The following is a 21,079-nucleotide window of genomic DNA, read 5'->3' as shown; positions in this document are numbered from 1 at the left end:
GAGGGGCTATCAATACACTGAAACCCGGCCTGAGCCGGGTTTATTTTTTTAGCGGCGGTGCAGCGGCAGCGTGCACGCGAGGTAGATATCCAGCCTGTTGTTCTCCGTCGGCAGGCTGCCCAGGGTGAGGCGCACCTGGTTGAAGTCCCGCCGCGTGGCAACCAGGAGCAGCCGGTGTCTGAAGGCGCCATTGATCTTGAAGGGCACCAGCGCGATACCCGTTGCGCTTTCGCCCGTCGGGACACCGTTTAACAGGGTGCTGACGGTAACGGTATCCAGGTAGATCAGGTCGATCAGCGAGGAAGGCCGCTCCACCAGGAATCCGATCAGGTTGCGCCCGCTGCGCAGAGACTTGCTGGTGATCTGGATATAGGCGTTTCCACCGGCGCCCGCGCTCACCTCTATGCGGGCGGCATCGGTCAGTACGCCGTTGATTACCCGCCCGACACCGGTCACGGAACAGCCGCTGCAGGGCTCTGTTATGCCGTGGTCCAGCTTTGCGTTGCTGGTAATCAGCGGCTGCAGATCACCGAACAGCGAGCAGGAGGGCGCGTTGTCGTAGTCGCACGCATCCCCGACGCCGTCGTTGTCGGAATCCGCCTGATCGGGATTCGCGGTCTGCGGACAGTTGTCGGCATCATTGTCGATATCGTCATTGTCGACATCCGCATCGCAGCTGTCGCCGAAGCCGTCCTGGTCGGAATCGAGCTGCTCCGGATTGGGGGTAGTCGGGCAGTTGTCATCCTCCTCTAGCACCCCGTCGCCGTCCTGATCCTCGTCGCAGGCGTTGCCGATGCCGTCTCCGTCGCTGTCCTGCTGGGTGGGGTTGGGCACCAGCGGGCAATTGTCGACGCCGTCGTCCACACCGTCGCCGTCAAGATCGTCGTCGCAGGCATCGCCGATACCATCGTCGTCCGTATCGAGTTGGTCCGCGTTGGCGGTCATCGGGCAGTTGTCGTTCTCATTTGTGTTGCCGTCACCATCCCAGTCGTCGTCGCAGGCGTTGCCGGTTCCGTCTCCGTCCAGGTCGGCCTGGTCCGGGTTGGCTTCGGCGGGGCAGTTGTCTTCGCCGTTGTCGACGCCGTCGCCGTCACTGTCACCCTGATCGCAGCTGTCGCCGGGGTCCAGGGGGCAGTCATCGCTGTCGTCGGGAGTGCCGTCGCCATCGCGATCGTCGTCGCAGGCATCGCCTGCGCCATCGCTGTCCAGGTCGCCCTGATCCGCATTGGCGGTGAAGGGGCAGTTGTCGCCGCCGTCGCCGATGCCGTCGTTGTCATCGTCGTCGTCACAGGCGTCGCCGAGGTTGTCGCCGTCGCTGTCCTGTTGCCCGCCGTTGGCCGCCAGCGGACAGTTGTCGGCGGCGTCTTCAATGCCGTCGCCGTCGCTGTCGGTCAGGTCGTCACAGGCGTCTCCTATGCGGTCACCGTCGGTGTCGGCCTGGGCGGCGTTGGAGTGGTGCGGGCAGTTGTCGCTCGCGTCTTCGACGCCGTCACCGTCGCTGTCGGTCAGGTCGTCACAGGCATCGCCGAGCCCGTCGCCGTCGGTGTCCGCCTGATCGGCGTTGGCGCTCTGCGGGCAGTTGTCGCTGCCGTTTTCCACGCCGTCGCCATCCCGGTCGCTGTCGCAGGCGTCGCCGCGACCGTCGCCATCCTGATCCGCCTGATCGCCGTTGGCGGTCAGCGGGCAGTTGTCGCCGTCGTCGCCGGTGCCGTCGCCGTCGTCGTCGCCGTCGCAGGCATCGCCGTGGCCGTCGCCATCGACGTCTGACTGGGATGGGTTGGCGTCGGTGGGGCAGTTGTCCGCGCCGTCGTCGAGCCCGTCGCCGTCGGTGTCGCTGTCCGCGTCGCAGGCGTCGCCGGTGTTGTCACTGTCCTGGTCGGCCTGATCCGGGTTGGCGGTTTGCGGGCAGTTGTCGAGGCTGTCGGTCACCCCGTCGCCGTCCCGGTCGTTGTCGCAGGCGTCGCCGGTGTCATCGGCGTCGAGATCGCCCTGTTCGGTGTTGGCGCTGGCGGGACAGTTGTCGGAGTCGTTGTCGACGCCATCGCCGTCCATATCTTCGTCGCAGGCGTTGCCGAGCCCGTCGCCATCGCCGTCGGCCTGATCCCGGTTGTCGAGTGCGGGACAGTTGTCGCTGCTGTCCGGGATGCGGTCGCCGTCGTCGTCGCTGTCGCAGGCGTCGCCGGCCCCGTCCTTGTCGAGATCCGCCTGGTCGGCATTGGCGGTATTGATGCAGTTGTCGTCGCTGTCGGCCACGCCGTCGCCGTCGGCATCTGCGGTGGTTGTGGGGGCGCTGGCCAGTGCCGCATCACTTGTGCCCCATTTGCCCCGCTTGGTGTCGGCGCTGCAGGCGGTCAAAGCGAGTGCGGCGAGGGCGAGCAAAAAAACAGGAAAAAAACGCATGAATGGACTCCCTGGAAACAAATTCCTTTTTGTTATGTGCCAGAGAGGAGAGGTGTCGCCGATACCGCGTGGCCGGTGTCGTTGCGGAAATTATCCGCCCGCCGCCAATCCACGCTCCCGCTTCCCTGCTATTGATCCACCAGTGAAATAGGGGCCCATCTATTCCACAGTCGCTCGCGCCGGCTTGCGGCCGGCGGCGACATATCCCAGTGCCGCATCAACCCGCCTGTCGATTTCTTTGCCGGGCTGATAAGGACCGGTGTTGATAACAGAAGAGGCCCTTGCGGATATCCCTGTCGCGCATAGGTCGCGCAACGCTTTTAATACTTATCCGTCAGCTGTTTCTAACTCAAAATGTGACAAAGATCTAAGAGTTGGCATCAAACTGTTTGAGTTTGCACGGATTAAGCGAACTTAAGGACCATTTGTGTTGCCGCGGGCGGCGGCGCAGTGTTTGTAGCCGCGAGGACATGAAACAATAGTTGTCTTTAGACGGCGCTGCGGCGGGGTGTGCCCTCGCGTGTCAGTTCCGAATATGACTAGTACGGATTGCGCGGCGCCCCTACACTGGCGGCCAGACACAGGAGAACGCCGTGCGACTCGACCCGACAATCTGCTCCAGTGCGCGTCTCGCCCGCGACCGGCGTTTCGATGGCCGTTTCTTCACCGCGGTAAAGACCACCGGCGTCTTCTGCCGCCCCATCTGCCCCGCGCGACCGCCGCTGGAGCGCAATGTGACCTACTACGCGACCGCCGCCGAAGCCGCGAACGCCGGCTACCGCCCCTGCCTGCGCTGCCGCCCGGACGCGGCGCCGGGCAGCCCGGCCTGGGGGCTGGTATCCACCACCGTGCAGCGGGCATTGAAACTGATGCGCAGCGAGCGCGAGGCGCAATCCGTGGAGACACTGGCGGCGCGCCTCGGCGTCAGCAGCCGCTACCTGCGGCGCCTGTTTGCCGAGCACCTGGGTGTAGGGCCGCTGGCGGTGTGGCAGGCGGAGCGGGCGCTGTTCGCATTCGGCCTGTTGCGGGACACGGATCTGCCGGTGTCCGAAATTGCCTATGAAGCCGGTTTCAACAGCCTGCGGCGTTTCAACGCTGTCTTCAGGCAGATCTACCAGCGCACCCCGTCGGAGGTGCGGCGAGAGGTGGGCGCCGCGGGTACCGGGGGGCCGGTGATTCGCCTGTATCTGGATTACCGCCCGCCGCTGGATTGGTCGCGGCTGCTCGAATTTCTCGCTGCCCGAGCGCTGGCGGGGATAGAGCAGGTGGATGGCGATAGCTACCGGCGCAGCTTCGCGCTGGAGCAGTTCCGCGGCCTGCTCAGCGTGCGCAACCAGCCGCAGCGGAGCCGCCTGGTGGTGGAGATCCGCGGCGAGGGCGGCGGTGCGAGCCTCTACCTGCTGAACCAGCGCCTGCGGCGGCTGTTCGACCTGGATGCGGATAGCGAGGAAATCGCTTCGGTGCTGGCGAGGGATCCGCTGCTGGCGGAACAGCTGAAACGCTCCCCGGGTCTGCGCTTGCCCGGCGCCTGGGACCCGTTCGAGTACGCCCTGCGCGCGATACTCGGCCAGCAGATCTCCGTCGCTGCCGCCACCACCATCGCCGGCCGCCTGGTGGCCCGCTATGGGGAGTCCTTCACCGATGGCGAAGGCCGGGCACACCGGTTGTTCCCGAATGCCGAGCAACTGGCCGGGGTGGATTTCAGCGGGCTCGGCCTGACCCGGGCGCGGGCGCAGACGCTGCGGGAGTTCGTCGCCGCCGTCCTGGACGGGCGGGTCAATTTCGAAGCGGCAGACCTGGACGAATGGTGTAGGCAGGTCACTGCGCTGCCGGGTATCGGTGATTGGACGGCGCAGTACATCGCGATGCGCGGCCTGTCGATGCCGGATGCGTTTCCGGCATCGGATCTCGGCATATTGCAGGCGCTCGGCAGTAACGGTGAGAAGGCGAAACCGAAACAGGCGCTGGCGCGGGCGGAAAACTGGCGCCCGTGGCGGGCCTACGGCGCGCTGCTGTTGTGGCAGTCGCTGAAAGGAGACGGACAATGATCAACTATGAAATCTACGGCACTTGCTTCGGCGAGGTGGGCATAGCGGCGGATACGCAGGGGCTGGTGGCGCTGGAATTTCACCGCGGCGAGCGCCCGATGCGCATTGATCCCGACTGGCAGCGGGGGGCGTCGGCGCTGACCGATCTGGCCGCCCGGCAACTGAAGGAGTACTTCGCCGGCGAAAGGCGGGAGTTCGACCTGCCCCTCGCTCCCCGCGGCACCGACTTCCAGCGCCGTGTCTGGGACGCGTTGCTGCGCATCCCCTACGGCGAGACCCGCAGCTACCGCCAGCAGGCGGAATCGCTCGGCAACCTGAAGGCGATCCGCGCCGTGGCGCGGGCCAACGGCGCCAACCCCATAGCCGTGGTGATCCCCTGCCACCGGGTGATCGGCGCCGACGGCAGCCTGACCGGCTACGCCGGGGGCCTGGATATCAAGGCCCGCCTTCTGACGCTCGAGGGGGCCCGCTTCGTGCAGCAGGCGGAGCTGTTGTAGGCAGGCCTCTGCGGGACGGTGGGCGGGGTGAAAAGCGCAATATCCCTCCGCTAGCCACAACGGCTTCTGAGCGGGATAATAACCGGCTCGATCGCAACCGAGCCGGAGACCAAATGCTGTACAAACTGGGCGACAAACAGCCACAACTGGAAGGCGAGGGCCACTACATAGCGCCCGGCGCCCAGGTGATCGGCAATGTGCGACTGCTTAGTCACAGCTCCGTCTGGTTCAACGCGGTGGTGCGCGGCGACTGCGACCTGATTACGGTTGGCGAGTACAGTAATGTGCAGGATGGCTCCGTGCTGCACACGGATCCGGGCATCCCGCTCACTATCGGTACCGGTGTCACCATCGGCCACAAGGCGATGCTGCACGGTTGCAGCGTCGGCGACTACAGCCTGATCGGTATCAATGCGGTGGTGCTGAACGGGGCCAGGATTGGCAAGTGCTGCATTATCGGCGCCAATGCGCTGGTCACCGAGAATACCGAGATCCCCGACTATTCGATGGTGTTGGGCAGCCCCGGCAGGGTTGTCAAAACCCTCGACGAATCCACCTTCGAACTGCTGAAGGCCAGCAGCGACCATTACGCGGCCAACGGCAAGCGCTTTGCCGAACAGCTGCTTCCGGTTTCAGAAGCACAATGTCAGAAAACGCCGTAAAAACCGCGGGACCGGTGGAGAAACCGGTCAGGTCCCCCTGTGTGTCCATCTGCGCGCTGAATGCGGAGGATATCTGCGAGGGCTGTTTCCGCAGTGGTATGGAGATCAGCCGCTGGGGCACCATGAGCAATGACGAGCGCCGTGCAGTGTTAAAGCGCTGCACCGAGCGCGCGCGGCGGATGGGCCGCATCTGGTAACAGCGAAACAAGATTTGAAGCCACACAGGTCGGCCAGCCTCTAAGGCCGATGTGAAGCCCCGACAGCAGAGGCGCCCGAAAGCCCGCTACAGGGCACTCGGGCCTAGGCCTGTAACAGAATACGAAAAGACATGACCCAACCCTTTGTCCATCTAAGAGTCCACTCCGAATTCTCACTGATCGACGGCCTGGTGCGCATCAAGCCGCTGGTCGCGCGCGCGCAAGAGTTGCAGATGCCGGCGCTGGCGCTGACCGACCAGACCAACTTCTACGGCCAGATCAAGTTCTACAAGGCCTGCCTCGGCGCCGGCATCAAGCCGGTGACCGGCGCCGATTTCTGGCTCAGCGAGGGCGGCGAGGACAATCCGACCCTGATCACGCTGTACGCGATGAACGGCGATGGCTACCGCAATATCACCGAACTGATCTCGCGCGCCTGGATGGAGGGGCAATACCACGGCAACGCCTATGTGAAACGGGAGTGGATCAGGGAATACAGCCAAGGCGTGCTGATGCTGTCCGGCGCCAAGTACGGTGATGTCGGGCGCGCGTTGATCGCCGGGCGCCGGGCGCAGGCGGAGGAGCTGGCCCGCGAGTGGTCGGATATATTCCCCGGCCGCTACTATCTGGAGCTGCAGCGCACCGGCCGCCCCGGTGACGAGGAGTACCTGCACGCGGCGGTGAACCTGGCACAGCAGCTGGGGCTGCCGGTGGTGGCCACCAACGATGTGCGCTTCCTCGAGGAGAGCGAGTTCGAGGCCCACGAGGTGCGCGTCTGCATCCACGACGGTCGCACCCTGGACGACCCCAGGCGCGAGCGCCGTTACTCGGCGCAGCAGTATTTCCGCACCCCAGAGGAGATGTGGAAGCTGTTTGCGGATATCCCCGAAGCGCTGCACAACACCGTCGAGATCGCCAAACGCTGCTCGGCGCCGATACAGCTGGGCAAGTACTTCCTGCCCGAGTACCCGATTCCCGAGGGCATGACCGAGGACCAGTTCTTCGAGAAGGTCTCCTTCGAGGGCCTGGAGCGGCGCCTGGAGAAGATTCTCGACAAGTCCGCGCCGGACTACGCCGAGCGCCGCAAGGTCTATGAGGACCGCCTGCGCTTCGAGCTCGACATCATCATCCAGATGGGCTTCCCCGGCTACTTCCTGATCGTGATGGACTTTATCCAGTGGGCCAAGGACCACGATATCCCGGTGGGCCCGGGGCGGGGTTCCGGTGCCGGCTCGCTGGTGGCCTACTCGCTGGATATTACCGATCTCGATCCGCTGCAGTACGACCTGCTGTTCGAGCGCTTCCTGAACCCGGAGCGGGTCTCGATGCCCGACTTCGACGTCGACTTCTGCATGGAGAAGCGCGACCGGGTGATCGGCTATGTGGCCGACAACTACGGCCGCCAGGCGGTGAGCCAGATCATCACCTTCGGCACCATGGCCGCCAAGGCGGTGGTGCGCGACGTGGCGCGGGTGCAGGGCAAGTCCTACGGCCTGGCCGACAAGCTGTCCAAGATGATCCCGCCGGATGTGGGCATGACCCTGCAGAAGGCGTACGAGCAGGAGGAGGTGCTGCGGGAATTCCTCGAGAACGACGAGGAGGCCCAGGAAATCTGGGAGATGGCCCTGCAGCTGGAGGGCGTGGCCAGAAACGTCGGCAAGCACGCCGGCGGCGTGGTGATAGCGCCCACCAAACTGACCGACTTCGCGCCGCTGTACTGCGACGAGACGGGTGCGGGCCTGGTGACCCAGTTCGACAAGAACGACGTCGAGGACGCCGGCCTGGTGAAGTTCGACTTCCTCGGCCTGCGCACCCTGACCATCATCGACTGGGCCAAGCGCATGGTGAACGAGCAGCGCGCGCGCGAGGGCAAAGAGCCACTCGACATAGCCGCGCTGCCGCTGGACGACGAAAAGACCTTCCAGATGTTGAAGAAGGCCGAGACCACCGCGGTGTTCCAGCTGGAATCCCGCGGCATGAAGGATCTGATCAAGCGCCTGCAGCCGGACAACCTCGAGGACATGATCGCGCTGGTGGCCCTGTTCCGCCCCGGCCCGCTGCAGTCGGGCATGGTGGACGACTTCATCAACCGCAAGCACGGCCGCGCCCAGGTGGCCTACCCGGACGCCAAGTACCAGCACGAGAAGCTGAAGCCCATCCTGGAGCCCACCTACGGGGTCATCGTCTACCAGGAGCAGGTAATGCAGATCGCCCAGGAGCTGGCCGGCTACACCCTCGGCGGCGCCGACCTGCTGCGCCGCGCCATGGGCAAAAAGAAGCCGGAGGAGATGGCCAAGCAGCGCGCCATCTTCGAAGAGGGGGCCAAGAAGCAGGGCGTGGACCCGGAGCTGGCGATCAAGATCTTCGACCTGGTGGAGAAGTTCGCCGGCTACGGCTTCAACAAATCCCACTCCGCCGCCTATGCGCTGGTGTCCTACCAGACCGCCTGGCTCAAGGCCCACTACCCGGCGCAGTTTATGGCCGCCACCATGTCCTCGGACATGGACAAGACCGACAAGGTGGTGACCTTTATCGAAGAGTGCCGGGCCATGGATCTGGTGCTGGTGCCGCCGGATGTGAACCTGGGCAGCTACCAGTTCTCGGTGGATGTGGACAACCGCATCATCTACGGCCTCGGTGCTATCAAAGGCCTGGGCGAGGGCCCGATCGAGAACATTATCGCGGTGCGCAAAGAGGGCGGGCCCTTTACCGACCTGTTCGACTTCTGTTCCAGAATCGATCCGCGCAAGGTCAACAAGCGCGCGCTGGAGGCGCTGGTGCGCTCCGGCGCCCTGGACAGCATCGGCCCCGAGGCCTCCGGCGCCGACGGCCTGAACTATTCCCGCGCTGTGCTGTGGGGCGCGCTGGACGAAGCGGTCAAGGCCGCCGAGCAGCAGGCCGCCAACGCCAGCGCCGGCATGATGGACCTGTTCGGCGAGGTGGTGCCCCGGGCATCCGACGGCGACGTCTACGCGGAATTCCGCCGCACCCGCCCGTGGAGTATCCGCGAGCGCCTCGAGGGCGAGAAGAACACCCTCGGTCTGTATCTGACCGGCCATCCGATCGACGAATACGAGGACGAGCTCAAACATCTGGTCAAGGCGCGCATCGCCGACCTGAAGCCGGGCAAGGAGAGCCAGAAGGTGGCCGGCCTGGTGGTGGCGATGCGGGTCATGAAGACCAAGCGCGGCGATTCCATGGCCATAGTGACTCTGGACGACCGCAGCGGCCGCATAGAGGCGGCGGTATTCAGTGAGGCCTTTGGCGAACACCGCGAGAAGCTGGCCAAGGATGCGCTGCTGGTGCTGGAGGGGCCCGTGGCCCACGACGACTACAGCGGCGGCCTGAAGATGACCGTCAACGGGGTCTCCACCCTGGACGAGCTGCGCCAGCGCAGCGTGAACGGCGTGTGCCTGCAACTGGACAGCGCCGCGGCGACGCCGGATCTGGTCAAGCGCCTGGCCGCCAGCCTGCAGCCGTACACCGGCGGCAATTGCGAGGTCAGGCTGGAGGTGGTGCGCAGCGACGCCCGCGGTATCTACCGGCTGCCGCCGCAGTGGAAGGTGGAGCCGAACGACCAGATGGTTCAGTCGCTGCGTGAACTGCTCGGTAGAGAGCGGGTGACACTCAACTACACTGAGCGGAACCGTTGACGGCGGGCTCGACTAGCCAGTTCTATCTAGGTAAGCTAGCCGCCATTTTAATCGTGGGGCGGGCCTGTGGTCCGCAAGCCGAGCCGGGGCTAGGCGCTCCCGGCTTAAGAACAGAATTCAGGGCGCGGATTTCATGAACTTCAATTTTCTCGAATTTGAACAGCCGATTGCCGAGCTGGAGAGCAAGATCAAAGAGCTGCAGCATGTGGGCGACGATGTCGACCTGAACATCGCCGACGAGGTGGCCCGCCTGCGCGAGAAGAGCAAGAGCCTGACCGAGTCCATCTACTCGAATCTGTCCCCCTGGCAGGTGGTGCAGGTGGCGCGCCACCCGCAGCGCCCCTATTCGAAGGACTATATCGAGCGCATCTTCACCGACTGGGACGAGCTGCACGGCGACCGCCACTTCGGCGACGACAAGGCCATCATCGCCGGTATCGCGCGCCTCGACGGCGTGCCGGTGGCGGTGATCGGCGAGGAGAAGGGGCGCTCGGTGAACGAAAAGGTCGCGCGCAACTTCGGCATGCCGAAGCCCGAGGGCTACCGCAAGGCGCTGCGTATCATGGAGATGGCCGAGCGCTTCAAGATGCCGGTGCTGACCCTGATCGACACCCCCGGGGCCTACCCGGGCATCGATAGCGAGGAGCGCGGCATCAGCGAGGCCATCGCCCAGAACCTGGCGGTGATGTCGCGCCTGCGCACGCCGATCATCTGCACCGTGATCGGCGAGGGCTCCTCCGGCGGCGCGCTGGCGATCGGCGTCGGCGACCAGCTGAATATGCTGCAGTACTCCACCTACTTCGTGATCTCCCCGGAGGGCTGCGCCAACATTATCTGGAAGACCGTGGAGAAGGCGCCGCTGGCGGCCGAAGCCATGGGTGTGACCTCCGGCGTATTGGAGGAGCTGGGTATCGTCGACGAGACAATTCCGGAGCCCCTTGGCGGCGCCCACCGCGACCCGGACACCATGGCCGCGCGTCTGAAAGAGCGCCTCAGCGCGCAGTTGGATCGGCTGCGCAATGTGCCCATCGACGAGCTGCTGGAAAAGCGCTACCAGCGCCTGATGAGCTACGGCAATATCGCTTCTTGATTCCCGATCTGCGCGGGATAGGAGAAGTCGCGCAGCGACGTGCCCATCCTGCGAAGCCTGCGCCTTAGGCAGTGGCTGTAGGAGCCTGCTTGCAGGCGAAAGGACTGGAGCGCCGTAGCTTTTCGCCTGCAAGCAGGCCCCTACGGCGCCGCCAGTTTATTCCCTGGTTGCCAACGCCTTATTCCTTACTCGCTAGCGCCAAGGCCACAGTCCCCGGCCCCAGGTTGATACCGCCGGACAGGCTCATCACCGAGCGGTAGACCTTGACCTTGTGCGCCTGCGCCACCTTCTCCAGTTCGGCAAAACCCGGGGTCTTCTCCAACGCTTCAAGCTTGCCGGCGATACTGGTCACAACCATCGGTACCAGCAGTTCCCCTGCGCGGATCTTGTCCGCCGCCAGTTTGAACAGCGCCTCGGTGCAGTTGTCGTAGCCGCGTATCGTGTCGGTCACCGTGCTGCCCTGGGGGTGCATCGACAGTATCGGGTGCAGGTCCAGGTGGCGCGCGGCGATGGCCTTGAGCCAGCTGACGCTGTTTTCGTTTTTGCGGCGCGCCCGCTCGCGCACATAGTAGACATCCTTGATTGCCGCATAGCCGTGGATCCGGCGGGTGAACGCTTCCGCCTTCGCGGCAATTTCCCCACTCGGGAGCCCTTTGCGGATCAGCATCAGTGTGTAGAGCGCCAGCAGCCCCTGGCCCGAGAAGAGGGTGCGGGAGTCCACCGTGTGGATTTGCACATCGTCGCCGATGTCGTCGTCGTTCAACAGCACGCGCGCCGCGGTTCGGGCGTTCTTGTAAGTGGGGCTGTTGGTGCCGTTGATGGTCTGCACCACTATGTCTTTACAGCCCTTGTCCACCATATCGCGCAGAATGGCACCGATTTCCCGGGTTCCGGCGGGACCGGTGGCTATCTGGCGCGAGCGGTCGACCAGAGACATGGAATAGAAGTGGCTCATCTTCGCCGGGTTGCGCTGATCGCCGAAGGTGTCATCGCCGACAGTGATCGAGTGGGGGAGTACGGGAATGGAAAACTTGCGCAGAAAATCATCCGGCAGGTCGCAACCGGAATCTACAACTAACTGGGTCATGATTAAATACTGTACAACTGTGGTCGGGTGCTTGATTTGGCGCGCAAATTTACCACCTGGGGCTGGCAAGGCATAGTTCAAAGAGCCCGTAACCCCAGTCGGGGGATCGGCGTGCTATGCGGTATCCGCGGCGTCAATCAGTCAGTGCCGCTGTTGTCCGGTAAAAATGCACGCTTGGATATTCAGACCAGGTAAAAGCTTCTGTTCCGACGCAAAGCCGGACGACGATTTCCGGCCCCCTCTCCTAATAATCCACTGGACTGTCTCCGTAGAAGAACGAACGCTGCGCCTGCGTTCCGCCTGGTGATGGTCAGGACTGTGGTGGCAAAGCGCCTCGACAGCAGTCAGGCGCGGAGTGGACGCTTTGCCAACAACAATAATTAACAGGATTTGGGAAAAGTGATGACAAGAATAATGAAACCCCTGGCAGCGGCGATTGGTATGGTGACGCTCGGTACTGCTGCGCCCGTGCTGGCACAGGAAGGGACCAGCGCCGATGCAACTCTAGAAGAAGTTGAAGTGCGGGGTATCCGCAGTTCGCTACAGCGCTCCATCGATATTCGCAGAGACGCCACCGCGTTTGTAGAGGCGGTGACCGCGGACGACATCGGCAAAATGCCCGACCAGAATATCGCCGAGACACTGCAGCGCCTGCCCGGCGTGCAGATAGAGCGCCGCGACGGCGAGGGCACCAAGGTGCGTATCCGCGGCCTCGATCAGAACGTGACTCTACTCAACGGCGAGCGCTTCACCTCTGGCATGGAGTATTTCCAGCTCAACGAGTGGAAGCAGGAGTTTGACGGCTCCCTCGAAGGGGTGCCGGCGGAACTGCTCAGCGGCGTGGAAGTGTACAAGACGCCGACCGCCTCCATGGTCGAAGGGGGCATGGGCGGCGTCGTCAACCTGAAGACCCGCAGCGCCTTTGCGCTGGACGCGCCGCTGGTGGCGGCAAACCTGAAGGTGGATCAGGGCGAGCACTCCGCCGACGCGCAGCCGTCCGGCTTCCTGGTGCTCGGCAACAACTGGGCCGATAAGTTCGCCGCCATCGTGACCCTGAGTAGCACCAATAAAACCCAACATACCGACAGCATCCAGAACTTCTCGCGCGAAAATACCGGCATTCTGACCACCAACGCTGCGGACGTGGCAGCGGGCTTTGACGCACTGGCCGCCGAGCGCGGCGTCAGTGTGCAGGAGCTCGGCGCCGATATGTCGTTCGACGAGTTTCTCAACAGGGTGCGAGAATTTGGCGGGACCCCCTACGTGGCGCCGGGCATGTACTATGTCATGGACAGCGAGGCCGAGCGGGAGCGGATCGGCGGTTCCATCAACCTGCAGTGGCGGCCGAGCGAGTCCATCGAGGTGGGCTTCGACTGGTTCCGCAACGAGCTGCAACTGGTCAATCACCAGTATGTGATGAAACACCCAATGGCTACCGACGGCTTTGCCGGCTTCGACGAGAGCCAGCCCTACAGCCTCGATCGCAGCGGCCCGGTGGCGGTGATCGAGTCGGCGGTATTCAACGCCAACGGTGCCGGCATGGAGAGCAACACCGCCGGTGAAACCAGCGAATCCACCGCCGACAACTTCGCCCTGCGCCTGAGCTTCGACGACGGCGGTGCCTTCCGCGCCAGTGGCAGCCTGAACTACGCCCGCGCCGAGCAGGCGCAACGCGCCGGCTACATGGACTCCCGCATCACCCCCTACAACGTAACCACCTTTGTCGGCACCGATGACAGCGCCACCGGCTGGGCCCACACGCCCAACAACGTCGGCGCCGGCAGTGGGGACTTCGGCTTCCGCTTCAGCGCTGGCGAGCGCCCGAACCTGGCCCTGCACGACGCTTCCTGGCTGCAGGATCCGGCGTTGCGCAACTACAAGTCCGCCTGGGCTCTGGGTTCCGACGTGGAGTACGACAACTGGTCCGCGCGTGCCGACTTCGAGTACGACATCGCTATGGGTGACCTGCAAACGCTGAAGTTCGGCCTGCGCCTGGCTGGTGAGGATGTGGAGTTTGAGGAGCTGCGCTTCCTCACCGACTTCTCTACCACCCAGGGCGCCGCGCAACCGGCCCGCTTCGACGAGAACGGCAACCTGATCTCCGCCTCTACCTTTGATCCCGACGCGGATCCGGGCGCCGGCAATCCGGGGATTGCCGAAGCGGTCTACTACGACCTGTGCGGCAACGGCGGCATCCCCGCCGGGCGGAGCTGCGATATCGACGGCGACGGTCTCGACGACAACCAGCCGTTCGGCCCCTGGGGCTATTTCCACGACGCGGCGATTGGCTCCAAGGCCGGCGATCTCACTACCTCCAGTGGCATCCCCATGTCCGAGGCGCTCTATGGTGTCGCCTTCGGGCGCTGGCACAACTCCCCCGGGATCATTCCCTGGCAGACTTTTGCGATGAATCCCGGCGCCTACACCAGCATCAGTGATTTCTTTCCGTCCGGAGGCTATCAGGGCGGGGTCATCATGCCCGACGCCAGCCGCATCAGCGATGATGTGGCTGCCTGGCACGACAGCCTAGCGCCGAACGCCGAATCGCGCCTGATGATGGTGCCGCTCGAATCCTGGGCCGCGGCCCAGACCACCAGTGCCTTCTACACCGAGGCGCTGTTCCGCGGCGAGACCATTCCCTACGACCTGAATGTCGGCCTGCGCGTGGTGCGCACCGATGTGGAGATCACCTCGGTGGTCACCTCGCCGGAGGCGAACCTCTACTCCCTGGCCTCCGACGGCTGGAATGGCCAGGGTGTGCTGCTGGACGGCACCTACAGCTGGGAGACCAGCGAGCAGAGCTACTGGGATCTGCTGCCGAGCGTGAACTTCGCGCTGGAAACCAGCGACGACAGCAAGCTGCGTTTCTCCGCCGCCAAGGTCATCGCGCGGCCGAACCTGCAGGACATGGGCAAGGGCTTCTCCAAGAACTACACCCGCGTGAATGTGGCCGGTGGCGGAGACTACTATCAGTTCACCGGCGGCAGCGCCGGTAACCCCGGACTGGAGCCCTACCGCGCCACCCAGGCGGACATCGCCCACGACTGGTACTTCGGCGAGCTGGGCTACTTCTCCGTGGGCGCGTTTATCAAGGCGGTGGACACTTTTATCGCCGCCGAGACGCGCACCGAGACGCAACCGGACTTCAGCCCCTCGGGCGCCAGCACCGGCGGTGTGACCCGGCCACTGAACGGAGATGGCGGCAGCGTGAAGGGGTTGGAACTGGCGCTGCAGCAGTCGTTCGACAATGGCTTCGGATACGCCTTCAACTACACCTTCTCCGACAGCACCACCTCGGTCACCTCGCTGACCCGCGACGACCTGGGCCTGCCGGGGGTATCGGAAAACGCCTTCAACCTGATCGGCTTTTTCGAAAACGATGTGTTGAGTGCGCGGCTGGCCTACACCTGGCGCGATGAGTACCTGTCTCCCTACAGGCCCAACTTCGGTCTGGTGAACCATGTGCTCGGCAGCGTGGAGACCCCGGCCATGGCGGAGTTCTACGAGGACTACGGCCAGTGGGATGCCAACCTGACCTGGCACGCACTGGACAACCTTTCCGTCACCGCCGAGGCGATCAATATCACCGGGGAGCAGCAGAGCAGTTATCTGGAATTCTCTTCCAACCCCATGACCTATGTCCTCTCCGAGCCCCGTGTCGTTGTCGGGGTTAACTATCGCATGTGATTGTGGTGCGATTTGGGCGGAAGCGTGACTTCCGCCCCTTTTTCGTGGTCACATCGGCGTATTCGAAAAATACGTAGTGCAAAAAACAATAATAAATACACAAGAATCATTTCAGCTGTTTCATATCGCACCCGGAAAAAAGTCAGCGGCGCCGCTCTTGCTGCCTGCCGTTTTCGACGCGATGCCGTGAGGTGCGCACCCCGTTTTTCCGGCGGTTTTTCCGCCGCCATACACTGCGCTCCCCGCCCCTCAACGGCCGCACGGCGGGCTGATTGTTCCGAGTTTGCGGCTCCAGAAGATATTGCCGGGCCACCGGTGTATCGGCCCGGCAATGCGGCGCAGGGATGCGCCCCGCTGGCGCTGTGCCAGCGTAAACCCCGTGCTGCTGCCTGCTGTTGGCAGTGCGGCGCAGCGCCTTGCGCGAGGGACACCGCGCAAGGCGCCGCAGGATAAAAACTTCAATTGGGAGAAAGCGTGATGTTACAAAAGATAATGCGCGGCTTTTGCGCAGTACTGCTACTTGCCGGAGGAGCTTCGGCGCTCGCCATCCAGGCGACGATGCAGGTCGTCAATGACTGGGGCAGCGGCGTGCAGATGGAAATCACCGTCGTCAATGACACCGCAGAGACGGTTAGCGACTGGTCGCTGGCATTCGACCTGGCGGTGAACATCGACAACCTGTGGAATGGCAGCATCGTTTCCGCTGCCGGTGGTCACTATGTGGTGGAGGCGGCGGACTACAACCGGACCATGGCACCGGGGGCACAGTTCAGCGTCGGCTTTACCGCGCAGCCGGGCAATGTGTCTCCGGTAGAGGTGATTGCCAGCGCCGACAGTGGCGGATCCTCGTCCGGCTCCTCCGGCGGATCCGGTTCTTCGAGCTCGTCGAGCTCCTCCGGTTCGTCCGGCGGTTCGGGCTCCTCCGGCGGATCCAGCTCGTCCGGCGGATCCAGCTCTTCCGGCGGATCCAGCTCTTCCGGGGGATCCAGTTCGTCCGGGGGCGACGTCAGCTTCAGGGTCGACGAGGCGGGCAATATCACCCGCAACGGGGAAGTGATGCCGGTGCGCTGCGGTTCCTGGTTCGGACTCGAGGGGCGCCACGAGCCCTCCAACGACAGTGTCAATCCGAGCGGCGCGCCCATGGAACTCTATATCGGCAATACCTTCTGGGCCAACGGGGGCGCCGGTACCGGCCGCACCATTCAGCAGACCATGAGCGAAATAACCGCCATGGGGATCAATGTGGTGCGCTTCCCGGTGGTGCCGCAAACCCTCGATCCGGATGACCCCCAAGGCAGCGGCAGCATGTTGAAGAATCACCCGTCGGTGCAGGTGCCAAACGCGCGTCAGGCCATGGAGGAATTTATCCTGGCGGCAGACCAGAACAACATCGAGGTGATGCTGGATATCCACTCTTGCTCCAACTATGTGGGCTGGCGCGCCGGGCGCCTGGATGCGCGGCCACCCTATGTGGACGCCGAGCGGGAACTGTACGACTACGCCCGCGAGGACAGCTCCTGCGCCGCCAGTGGCAATCCGGACTCGGTGACTCGCATCCAGCCTTACGATGAGGCGGCCTGGCTCGAGGATCTGCGCGCACTCGCCGCGCTGCCGCAACAGCTAGGGGTGGATAACGTCATTGGTATCGATATTTTCAACGAGCCCTGGGATTACACCTGGGAGGAGTGGAAATCCCTGGTGGAGGCTGCCTATCAAGCCATCGACGAGGTGAACCCCAACCTGCTGCTGTTCGTGCAGGGGGTTTCCGCAACCGCCGGCAATCAGGACGGCTCGCCCGAGTCCATCGTGCAGGTGCCGCACGGAGACGAGGCCACCAATCCCAACTGGGGTGAAAACCTGTTCGAGGCCGGCGCCAATCCGCCCGCGGTGCTGCGCGAGCGCCTGGTCTATTCACCGCACACCTACGGCCCCTCGGTGTTCGTGCAGAAGATGTTTATGGATCCTGCACAACCCCACTGCGAGGGACTCGAAGGCGATGCCGCCGGGGATGCCGGCTGTAATATCGTGATAAATCCGGAGCTGTTGCGCGCGGGTTGGGACGAGCATTTCGGCTATCTGCGCGACCTGGGTTACGCCGTGGTGGTGGGGGAGTTCGGCGGCAACCTGGATTGGCCGGACAAGGCCGCCCTGCGCGACCAGCAGCGCTGGAGCCATATCGAACCCGGTGTGGTGGACGGACAGTGGCAGGAGGCTTTCGTCGACTACATGGTGGAAAAGAATATCCAGGGTTGCTACTGGTCCATCAATCCGGAGTCGGGCGATACCGGTGGCTGGTACGGTCACGCCTACGACCCGATTTCCAATACCGCCGGCTGGGGGGAGTGGCTGCCGTTCGACGCCCGTAAAACCAACCTGCTGGAGCGGCTTTGGGGCGGTGAGCAGTAATACGGACCCCGCCATACATCTGCCAGATGCCTATTGGCACAGGTGGTGCCAGGTTGGCGCCACCTGTTTTCCGGAGGGTCTCTGAGAATCAATTCGCATTTCCGGCGGTTTTTTTCACAGTTTGCCCGGATGCCGGTTCAACTTGAAGTAAGCGCAAAGTCTGACCGCGTCCATCGATACTAATTGTCCTGGGAATTCCTGTAGTTGGACGCCATGGCCGCACGGCGGCCTTTATCTTGCAGAGGCCATTGACGGTAATGGCAAAAAAATCTGAGAGCGCGTGTAGCGCGGTGAATTAACGTCGCTGAACTCGAATTTTTAATGTCACTTGGCGGCGCAAATACACGTCAGCTCGGGCAGTTCAGGTTCTCCAAAATAAAAACTTGAGTGAGGTCTGCAATATGAAACGAGCGATGAGAATCTGCCAACCCCTGTGTGCGCTCGCACTCGCCATTTCGGGCGAGGCGCTGGCTCACAATTACGGCGAGGCACTGCAAAAATCCATTTATTTTTATGAGGCCCAACAGTCCGGACCCATTCCACCCTGGAACCGCAACGAGTGGCGCGGTGACTCCGGCATGCAAGACGGCGCCGATAACAATGTCGACCTGCGGGGCGGCTGGTACGATGCCGGGGACCATGTGAAATTCGGCTTCCCTATGGCGGCGAGCGCCACCATGCTGGCCTGGGGCGCGCTGGAATACCCCTCCGCCTATGAACAGACGGGGCAGATGCAGCACCTGAAAAACAACTTGCGCTTTGTGGCCGACTACTTCGTCAAGGCCCACACGGCGCCCAACGAGCTGTGGGGGCAGGTGGGCGAGGGGGCCGTCGACCACGCTTGGTGGGGATCGGCGGAAGTCATGCAGATGCCGCGCCCGTCGTTCAAAATAGATGCCAACTGCCCCGGCTCCGATTTGGCCGGCGAGACGGCCGCAGCCCTGGCGGCAATTTCCATGGTGTTCGAGTCCTCCGACCCGGACTATGCCGCCCAGTTACTGGATCACGCTGAACAGCTCTACAGTTTCGCCGACAATTACCGCGGCAAGTACAGCGACTGCATCACCGACGCCACCGCCTTCTACAACTCCTGGAGCGGTTACAACGACGAGCTGGTGTGGGGGGCCGCCTGGCTCTACCGCGCCACCGGCGACAGCAGCTACCTGGACAAGGCTAGGCTCTATTACAACGATCTCGGCAACGAGCAGCAGGAGCCGGTGAAGGCCTACGGCTGGACCCACGCCTGGGACGACAAGAGCTACGGCAGCTATGTCTTGATGGCGGCTCTGACCGGCGATGAGGAATACCGTGCCGATGCCGAGCGCTGGCTCGACTACTGGACCACCGGCTATAACGGCCGCCGCGTGACCTACACGCCCGGCGGTCTCGCGCACCTGGATCAGTGGGGCGCGGCGCGCTACGCGTCCAATACCGCCTTTATCGCCCTGATCTACTCTGACTACCTGAAGTCCCTCGAGCCGGCCAACCCGCGGGTGCAGATCTATTACGATTTTGCCGTCAGCCAGCTGGAGTATCTGCTCGGCGACAACCCGATGAATATGAGCTACCAGATAGGCTACGGCAGCGTCTATCCGCTCTCTCCGCACCATCGCACCGCCCATGGCTCCTGGAACGACAGCCTGCAGGAGCCGGTGGCCAACCGCCACACGCTGGTCGGCGCCCTGGTCGGTGGTCCGGACACCAACGACAACTTCGAGAATGATCGCGGCGACTATATCCTCAACGAGGTTGCCACCGACTACAACGCCGCCTTTACCGGCGCGCTCGCACGCCTGTGGCTCGACTTCGGCGGCGATCCCATTCCGGAGGGCCAGTTCCCTGCGCCGGAGGCCCGCGACCTGGAGTTTTTTGTCGACGCCCGGCTCAATTCCAGTGGCACCCGCCACACGGAAATCAGCGCGCGGCCACACAACCGCAGCGCTTGGCCGGCGCGCATGACCGAGAACCTGCGCCTGCGCTACTGGATCGATATCTCCGAGCTGGTGGACGCCGGCTATAGCGCTGACGACCTGATACTCACCTCGGCCTACAACCAGGGCAGCGGCTACACCGGTCCCTACCCCTGGGGGGATCCGACGGACAACCTCTATTACGTGGAAGTCCCCTTCGCCGGCGTGAAGATTTATCCCGGTGGCCAGTCGCACTCCAAGAAGGAGGTGCAGTTCCGCATCGCCGTGCCGGAGGGCGCGCCCTGGGATCCGACCAACGACCCCTCCTGGGACGACTACGGCAGCAGCCGCGAACAGGCGCCGCGCATTGCCCTCTACGATGGAGACGAGCTGCTTTGGGGGCAGGAGCCGGGCGGCGGCTGTGGCGGCGACACAGGCGTCAACTGCGCGCCCAGCGCGCACTCTCAGAGTCTGTCGACGCCCTATGAAAGCCCGCTGGCGATCACCCTGAGCGGCAGTGACAGCGACGGCAGTATCGTCGACTTCACAGTGGAAAGTGGGCCCGCCAACGGCAGCCTGAGCGGCAGCGGCGCCAGCCGCCTGTACACACCGGCGGCCGGCTTCTTCGGCAGCGACAGCTTCACCTTCACCGTCACCGACGACGCGGGGGCGGTTTCCAGTCCGGCCAGCGTGCATATCAGCGTGGAGGCACCGGAGGTGCCCGCCGTCAGCATCTCGAGCCCGACGGACGGCCAGCGCTTCACGCTGGGCAGCGACATCGCGGTGCAGTACAGCCTGCAGAATGCCGCCGGCGTGAACCTGTATCTGGACGGGGCCCTGGTGGACAGCGGCACAGGCTCCGGCACTCTGGTCGCGCCGGCGCCGGGCGCGGTGGGCTTCTACCAGCTGGATCTGGTCGCCACTGACGACGAGGGCGCCGAGCTGAGCGCGAGCGACAGGGTCTCGGTGGAAGTCTACGAGCCGGTCGCCGGTGCACTGGGATGTAGCCTCGGCATCAGCGATGTGTGGAACGACGGCTTTGTGTTGAACGGCGTTACGGTGAGCAACGACGGCGACACCGCCGTGGACGGCTGGCAGGTGACACTGGAGTTCGCGGAACCCATTGGCTTCGTCAATGGCTGGAACGCCGACTTCGAAGTCTCCGCCGACGGCCGCACCGTGACCGCGGCCAATCTGGACTGGAACCGCCACCTGCAGCCGGGCGCCAGTGCCGACTTCGGCTTCCAGGGCACGCACGGGGGCAATTTCCAGGCGCCCACCTGCCGCACCGACTGATCTCCTCCCTCTTGGCGGGCGGCACTGCCGCCCGCATTTTTTCCCGCCGCCTTCTTCTCATTGAATGGTGCCGCAGCGTACCTGGACGCGCTCCGCGCAGTTGCGCCGCTATTTCAAGGATGCCAATCCAATGGGGGAAGGATCAC

The 21,079-nt window shown here is 63.8% G+C and carries 11 protein-coding genes; 9 read left to right on the top strand and 2 right to left on the bottom strand.

Annotation, left to right across the window (positions count from 1 at the left end; all coding sequences use genetic code 11):
• Positions 1 to 48: 48 nt before the first annotated feature.
• Positions 49 to 2,400 carry a thrombospondin type 3 repeat-containing protein gene (locus tag ACXAF3_RS10630; protein ID WP_475112273.1) on the bottom strand — a complete coding sequence of 784 codons (2,352 nt, stop codon included), beginning with the start codon at positions 2,398 to 2,400 and terminating at the stop codon, positions 49 to 51.
• A 593-nt stretch (positions 2,401 to 2,993) separates the two neighbouring features.
• On the opposite strand from ACXAF3_RS10630, the gene ACXAF3_RS10625 reads away from it, so the two are divergent.
• The 6 genes from ACXAF3_RS10625 (at position 2,994) to accA (ending at position 10,547) form a co-directional block, all read left to right on the top strand.
• Entirely contained in the window at positions 2,994 to 4,448 is a 1,455-nt protein-coding gene (locus ACXAF3_RS10625; RefSeq protein ID WP_475112272.1) for a DNA-3-methyladenine glycosylase 2 family protein, read from the top strand.
• Complete coding sequence (locus ACXAF3_RS10620) at positions 4,445 to 4,945, top strand: methylated-DNA--[protein]-cysteine S-methyltransferase (RefSeq protein ID WP_475112271.1); 501 nt, start codon at positions 4,445 to 4,447, stop codon at positions 4,943 to 4,945. Before ACXAF3_RS10625 ends, ACXAF3_RS10620 begins: the two co-directional genes overlap by 4 nt.
• A 113-nt stretch (positions 4,946 to 5,058) precedes the next feature.
• On the top strand, positions 5,059 to 5,607 hold the full coding sequence (locus ACXAF3_RS10615) for a gamma carbonic anhydrase family protein (RefSeq protein WP_475112270.1): 549 nt from the start codon (positions 5,059 to 5,061) through the stop codon (positions 5,605 to 5,607).
• Positions 5,589 to 5,804, top strand: a complete 216-nt coding sequence (locus ACXAF3_RS10610; protein WP_475112269.1) for a DUF1289 domain-containing protein — start codon at positions 5,589 to 5,591, stop codon at positions 5,802 to 5,804. The genes ACXAF3_RS10615 and ACXAF3_RS10610 overlap by 19 nt, the downstream gene beginning before the upstream one ends.
• A 131-nt stretch (positions 5,805 to 5,935) precedes the next feature.
• Complete coding sequence (dnaE, locus tag ACXAF3_RS10605; RefSeq protein ID WP_475112268.1) at positions 5,936 to 9,457, top strand: DNA polymerase III subunit alpha; 3,522 nt, start codon at positions 5,936 to 5,938, stop codon at positions 9,455 to 9,457.
• Positions 9,458 to 9,590: 133 nt separating this feature from the next.
• Entirely contained in the window at positions 9,591 to 10,547 is a 957-nt protein-coding gene (accA, locus tag ACXAF3_RS10600) for an acetyl-CoA carboxylase carboxyl transferase subunit alpha (protein WP_475112267.1), read from the top strand.
• Between the two features lie 178 nt (positions 10,548 to 10,725).
• Here the strand turns inward: accA and ACXAF3_RS10595 are convergent, their stop codons facing one another.
• Positions 10,726 to 11,634: a DegV family protein gene (locus tag ACXAF3_RS10595; RefSeq protein WP_475112266.1), complete on the bottom strand. Its 909-nt coding sequence runs from the start codon at positions 11,632 to 11,634 to the stop codon at positions 10,726 to 10,728.
• 402 nt (positions 11,635 to 12,036) lie between these two features.
• Here ACXAF3_RS10595 and ACXAF3_RS10590 point away from each other — a divergent pair, with 402 nt between their 5' ends.
• The 3 genes from ACXAF3_RS10590 (at position 12,037) to ACXAF3_RS10580 (ending at position 20,933) form a co-directional block, all read left to right on the top strand.
• Complete coding sequence (locus ACXAF3_RS10590; RefSeq protein ID WP_475112265.1) at positions 12,037 to 15,321, top strand: TonB-dependent receptor domain-containing protein; 3,285 nt, start codon at positions 12,037 to 12,039, stop codon at positions 15,319 to 15,321.
• Between the two features lie 477 nt (positions 15,322 to 15,798).
• On the top strand, positions 15,799 to 17,727 hold the full coding sequence (locus ACXAF3_RS10585) for a cellulase family glycosylhydrolase (protein WP_475112264.1): 1,929 nt from the start codon (positions 15,799 to 15,801) through the stop codon (positions 17,725 to 17,727).
• A 413-nt stretch (positions 17,728 to 18,140) separates the two neighbouring features.
• Positions 18,141 to 20,933: a glycoside hydrolase family 9 protein gene (locus ACXAF3_RS10580; RefSeq protein ID WP_475112263.1), complete on the top strand. Its 2,793-nt coding sequence runs from the start codon at positions 18,141 to 18,143 to the stop codon at positions 20,931 to 20,933.
• Positions 20,934 to 21,079: the final 146 nt, after the last annotated feature.

This window comes from Microbulbifer sp. ABF4_143 (assembly GCF_056160225.1).
Note: the sequence above shows the minus strand (reverse complement) of the source record. Positions and strands in the feature narration are given on the sequence as shown.